Source organism: Marinilabilia sp., from assembly GCF_016278715.1.
GTDB lineage: Bacteria > Bacteroidota > Bacteroidia > Bacteroidales > Marinilabiliaceae > Marinilabilia.
The window spans coordinates 1-5748 of record NZ_JADQBH010000314.1 but is presented as its reverse complement, the minus strand read 5'-3'; the positions used below and the strand labels follow the sequence as shown (position 1 = coordinate 5748).

Annotated in this window: 5 protein-coding genes; all 5 read left to right on the top strand. The window is 36.8% G+C overall.

Going from position 1 to position 5748, the window contains the following annotated elements; genetic code table 11:
- Positions 1-243: 243 nt before the first annotated feature.
- Positions 244-786, top strand: coding sequence for a GNAT family N-acetyltransferase (locus QZZ43_RS19020; protein ID WP_291862618.1), 543 nt, complete (start codon positions 244-246; stop codon positions 784-786).
- Between the two features lie 192 nt (positions 787-978).
- Positions 979-1560 (top strand): Crp/Fnr family transcriptional regulator, encoded by a 582-nt coding sequence (locus QZZ43_RS19015; protein ID WP_291862616.1) that lies wholly within the window; start codon positions 979-981, stop codon positions 1558-1560.
- A gap of 50 nt (positions 1561-1610) precedes the next feature.
- Complete coding sequence (locus QZZ43_RS19010) at positions 1611-2477, top strand: SDR family oxidoreductase (protein WP_291862613.1); 867 nt, start codon at positions 1611-1613, stop codon at positions 2475-2477.
- Positions 2478-3397: 920 nt separating this feature from the next.
- A complete protein-coding gene (locus QZZ43_RS19005; protein WP_291862611.1) occupies positions 3398-3829 on the top strand; it encodes a helix-turn-helix transcriptional regulator in 432 nt (143 codons plus the stop codon).
- Between the two features lie 411 nt (positions 3830-4240).
- Positions 4241-5509, top strand: coding sequence for an ATP-binding protein (locus QZZ43_RS19000; protein WP_291862609.1), 1269 nt, complete (start codon positions 4241-4243; stop codon positions 5507-5509).
- The last annotated feature ends 239 nt before the right edge of the window (positions 5510-5748 follow it).

Below are 5748 nucleotides of genomic sequence, written 5' to 3'. Positions count from 1 at the left end.
AAGTTGTTTTAATTAATAAGTATAATCTTCTACTATGGCAGTTATAGGGCCATCAGATTAGAATAATTTTATACTGATGAGAATACTGAAGATTCTAATCCGGGAAAAGGGAGCAAAAAGTCCTGTCTATACGGAAACCCATTGTTCGTGGGAGGAGGCGAATATGCTGTTGTTCTTTCTGCACGATTGACTTAATTCTAAGCGCCTCTTCGGATTATGTAAAATTAGAAAATAAATAAAGCAATGAGTAATTATTTTCAAAAGATAGAATCTGAGCGTTTTATACTGAGGCAATTTACCGTTAACGATTTAGAAAATGTCTATAAAGGACTTTCTCATCCTGATGTTATAAAATATTACGGAATAAGCTTCGATAGTTTAGAAGCCACAAAAGAACAGATTACCTGGTTTAGAGATTTAGAAAAAAATGAAACGGGCATTTGGTGGGCAATATGCTCCAAGGACGGAAAAGAGTTTTATGGTGCAGGGGGACTCAATGATGTGGATAAGGAACATAAAAAGGCTGAAGTTGGTTTTTGGCTAATTCCTGAATTTTGGGGAAAAGGGATTATGACAGAAATAATGCCATTGATCTGTGAGTATGGATTTAAGAAGTTAGGACTTCACAGGATTGAAGGATTTGTGGAATCAGAGAACAAAAATTGTAAAATAGGGCTGTCGAAGCTTGATTTTAATTACGAAGGAACAATGAGAGATTGTGAAATAAAGGCCGGGAGGTATATAAGCCTGGATATTTATTCCATGATAAATGATGGCAGCATATAGTTTTCGGTCAAATACTTCGTATTCACGCAAGATTATTGGGGGAAAGGATCTATGAACCTGGGATTTCGGTATTTCGGGAATGAGGTTTTAATAATCGTAATTTGAGCCTTGCGACAGTGTGTTTTTGTGAGAGAAGCATCAGAAAATAGAAAAGCCTAATTTTGTAAAAGAGCGAAATGCAGAATTGGAAACATGGATAGATTAATAGAAAACATAAATCGATATACACTACTAAATGAGCATGAAACCAGACTGCTCCAAAGCGCGGTGGAAAAAAAGGTTTATCAGAAGAATGAGTTGATATTTACTGAAGGGAGAATAGCAGACGAAATATATTTTGTAACAGAAGGGTGCGTGAGGCTTTTTTATAATGTGGACGGAAATGACCGAACTGCTTTCTTCTATTCCGAAGGACAATTTATATGCGCAGGAGAAAGCTATACCTATGATATTCCGGCTATTGAGAATTATCAGGCCGTTGAGCCAACTGAACTGTTTATTTTTCGAAAAGCAAACATCGAACCCCTGCTGAAAGAGGTTCCCAGGTTTGAAGTAATTGCCAGAATTGCTACAGAAAATGAGTTGATTGCCAGCCAAAAGATGATTGCATCATTTGTAACAAAATCAGCAGAAGAACGCTACATTGATTTGTTAAATACACAGGGGGAATTATTTCTACGTGTACCACAGCAATACATCGCCTCTTTTTTAGGGGTATCTCCGGAAACACTAAGCAGAATAAAAACAAGAGTATTTGCTAAAAGAAATTCTTGACGATGGTCAAGTAGTTCCTGCTGCCGAACCTATAGCTTTGAAATAAAAAGATGAAAACAATAAAAGTATTAGTAGCAGGAGCAACCGGATATTTAGGACAATATCTTGTCAAGGAGCTTAAAGTCAGAGGTTTTTGGGTAAGAGTTCTGGTTAGAAAAGAAGCTCAAAAGGATAGATTTGATGATGTTGACGACTTCTTTGTGGGGCAGGTGATAGATCCTGATTCTATAAAGGGAATAACCAACAATATTAACTGGGTTTTTTCTTCTATTGGTATCACTCGTCAGAAAGACGGATTGACCTATATGGATGTTGACTACCAGGGGAATTCAAATTTACTGAAGGAGGCTTTACAGGATAAAGTTGAGGCATTTCAGTATATTTCAGCTATCAATGGCAATAAATTGAGACATTTAAAAATCTTTGAAGCTAAAGAAAAGTTTGTCGATGAATTGAAAAGTTCAGGAATCCGCTATTGTGTTATACGCCCCAATGGATTTTTCTCTGACATGAAAGATTTTCTTGCAATGGCAAAAGCGGGAAGGGTGTATTTATTTGGAGACGGAACGTTGAAGTTGAATCCGATTCACGGAGAGGATTTGGCAAAGGTATGTGTGGATAAGATGATTGCAGGGGTTGATGAGGAATCCGTTGGAGGTATCGACATTTTTACACAAAACGAATTGGCAGAGACTGCACTTAAAGCCTGGGAAAAGCCAATAAAAATCAGTCATCTCCCCGACTGGACAAGGCGATTTACCATCTGGCTTTTAAGGACATTTACCTCATCAAAAGTATATGGGCCGGTTGAGTTCTTTTTAACCGCTATGGCTTATGATAATATTGCTAATCAATACGGAAAGCTTCGGCTTAAGGATTTTTTTAAATCGGAAGTGAAAAGAATGAAGGAACGATAGCCTTTTTCCATTTTTAGGGCGGAATAAATTTTGTTTGTTCTTTTGGGCATTCTGCGTGTCGCCGAAGCTTTAACGGAGGCACTGGCCCAAAAAGGACGAAATACCGATTATGTTTTTTGTGAGTTTTCTTCATAAAAACTTTACAAAACCTATATCGGGACTAGTCCGCTTTATCTTATCTCCCCGCGAAAGCCAAAATTTCCTCCCATTGCACAAGGCCGTGAAAATCGCCCATTTTGGCTTTCCGCCACCGCCGGCCCGGAAAACGGACGGGCCAGCGCGCGGTTTTAACAGTTCGCTTCGTTTTTCCTTAAAAGGAATCTGTTGAATTGTGGGTAAAGGGATTTCATCCCTTAGACCCTGAATTACTTTTTTTGTCTTGACACAAAAAAAGTAATCAAAAAAAGGTCAAGACTGAGTCAGCTTTCGCTCTAAAAACTACGGTTCTTTTATCGAAATCGTCAAAACTCATCTCGCTTGCTGCGCGCACGAGATTCAAACAGAGACGATTTAACGATAAAACAACCTTGTTTTTAGGCTTATCTGCCAAGGTCGGATTCTTCAAGCCACATACCTACGTTCAAGATAACCTTAAGCCTTCCCGCCACCGCCGGCCCGAAAAGCGGACGGGCCAGCGCGCCTTTTTAATAGTAAAAATCGGTCATTAAAACATTATCCTTTTGAATAGTGATATGTTGACAATTTATTTTTGCAGGTGCAGACTTTTGAACCCGGATTGGTTAAATCCCAAATTTCCTTTATCTTGCATAATCAAACTTTTCGTTAAAGAAGTTAACAAATAAATAAATGTTTAATGCGTTGAGTTTAAGTGGTAACGGTTTTTTGTCTTCTGAATTTTCGTTATCCTTTCCGTTGTATATCTGAATGACGGAGCTACTCTACACTAAAACCCTAAAGTCATGGATAATAACGATCAATTTACCGTACTCGAGAATAAGAAGATAGGCCGTAACCTGGCTCTTTACCGCAAAATGCGTGACAAAAAGGCTCTCGAAGTGGCTGAACATCTTGGCCTGAGCGAAGCAGCTTATACGAAGTATGAACGGGGCGAAACCAAAATTACTGTGGAACTGGTGCAAAAAATATCTGAGTTCTTGAATATCGATCCAATTTCTGTTTTAACAGCACAGCCTGATGCTTTTATAGAGAGTTTTAATAATTCTCCTTTTACAGATTCCCCAGCTGCATTGGCCGCGTCAGGAGTTGGTAACAGTAGTACGATAAATGATTCTTTTAATACCTCTCCTGAAGAACCAACCAAGTTGTTGGTAAAATTGATGGAAAATATGCTGGTTTTAAGCGAGCGATTGATTGAGATGATGAAAAAGTAGGAGGCAATGACCATAGGGATTTTGTGGTTTATGCAAATACTGATTGAAAGGCATCTTTGGAAAAGGAGCCGTTGTGTATACTTTAGTGATTTAAGGGTTGCTAGCATGATTCTTTAAGATTTGCGGAAGAGGGAATAAAGAATTTTTCTGATATATTGAGAAAGTGACTTTTGCTTCTCCTATTAGCGAAGACGGAATTATTACAGCATATCGGAAAAGAATAATCTCATATCAATAGGAAACTGTTTCCAATTTGGGGAGAGATAATAAACGACCTTAAACAGTACACCATACAGGGATAAATTGCATGTATTGTGTGCCTTTAAGGAAGATGAAAGTTTTATAACAGCAACCAATGTAATGGATAAAGGAGTTGGCAATAATTAGAACGAACCCGATAAAATGGAAAATATGGATAGAGTAACAATAAAACAAATTTCAAATGCATTTATTCCTGCAAGAGAAATTGATGATTCGGAAAAATTTGCAGGACGTTCTTCCTATATCCAAAATGCTTTCTTTGCTTTAAATTCGAAAGGAAATAATATAGCAATTGTTGGTGCAAGAGGGATTGGGAAAAGTTCTCTATCAAGACAGATAATCAACTTAAGTCAAGGTGATAATTCCCTTCTTGAAAAATTAGAAATCTTTTATGACGACAGCCTAGACTATTTAAGCCTTTATATTGCTTGTGGCAATAAAGTCAAAACAATAGATGATTTATTAATTAGATTATTAACTCGTCGAGATTGCCTTCTTGAATGGGTTTATGATATTCCTGCTGCAAAAAAAGAATTGGATAAGTTGAGTGGTGGTTTCGATGTAAAAGTATTAAAAGCAGGAGCAGAACATTCGGGAGAATTAACAAATGAAAGTGTAATAAAAACACACGAAGTAGATGTGATATTTGAAAATATTATTAAACAATTAAATGATATAGAGATTGCAAAGGATGGAATTTTAATAGTTATTGATGAATTTGACCAAATTGAAAATCCAGAGGGATTTGCTAAGTTGTTAAAATCATTGGCAACGAATAGTCCATCAGTAAAATTTTGTGTTGTTGGTGTTGCTCAAGATTTACAAAACCTTTTAAAAGAACACGGAAGCACGGATAGACTTTTTGCAGATAGTGTAATTAATCTTCCTTCCATGTCAGATATTGAATTAGATGAAATTATCAGTAATGCTGAGGGCTCAATTAAAAAATTTATCACATTTGATGAAGGCGCAAGAAAAAAGATGATTGAGTTAGCAAATGGGCATCCATATTTAATTCACTTGATTGGAAAACAAGCTTTAAAAACAGCATATCTAAATAATATTCAAAAAATCGACCATGATTATATTGAATCAACTTTAAAAGAAATCGCGGAAAAAGAAACTGACCCAGTTTTGGAAGGTCGATTTAAAAAAGCTGTAGCATCTTCATATCAAAGAGAAGCGGTTCTTAGAGCGATGGCTCAAAGTGTGAAATCGGATGGTGAAGTGTGGACAACTGATGCATATAAAATTGCATTGGACTATGGGATAGAGAATGCAAGTCAATATGTAGGTCATTTAGTTACAGATGAATACGGAGCAGAATTAATCAAATTGCGTGAAAGATATTATAGGTTTAAGGATAGTCTTTTTCAGACTTATATTAAAGCTAGACCCTGGATGACAAGTGATAAATAGCTTAGATTCCGATCAAGCATTGCTTTCACGAGCTTGATATTGGAGGCTGTTGTTGAACTAAACTATTTTCCTGTGGAAGTGACTGGAAATCTTTAAATTAGCATCTTGAAACGAATGTAAAATGCAGAGGAACCGGATTCGGGAAAATTGTACGTCCGGGGCTGCGAGGGGGTAAGTGGAGTAATCCGCTATCCTATCTCCATTAGCAACAATATAAAGTATGAAATCAAAACAAAAAA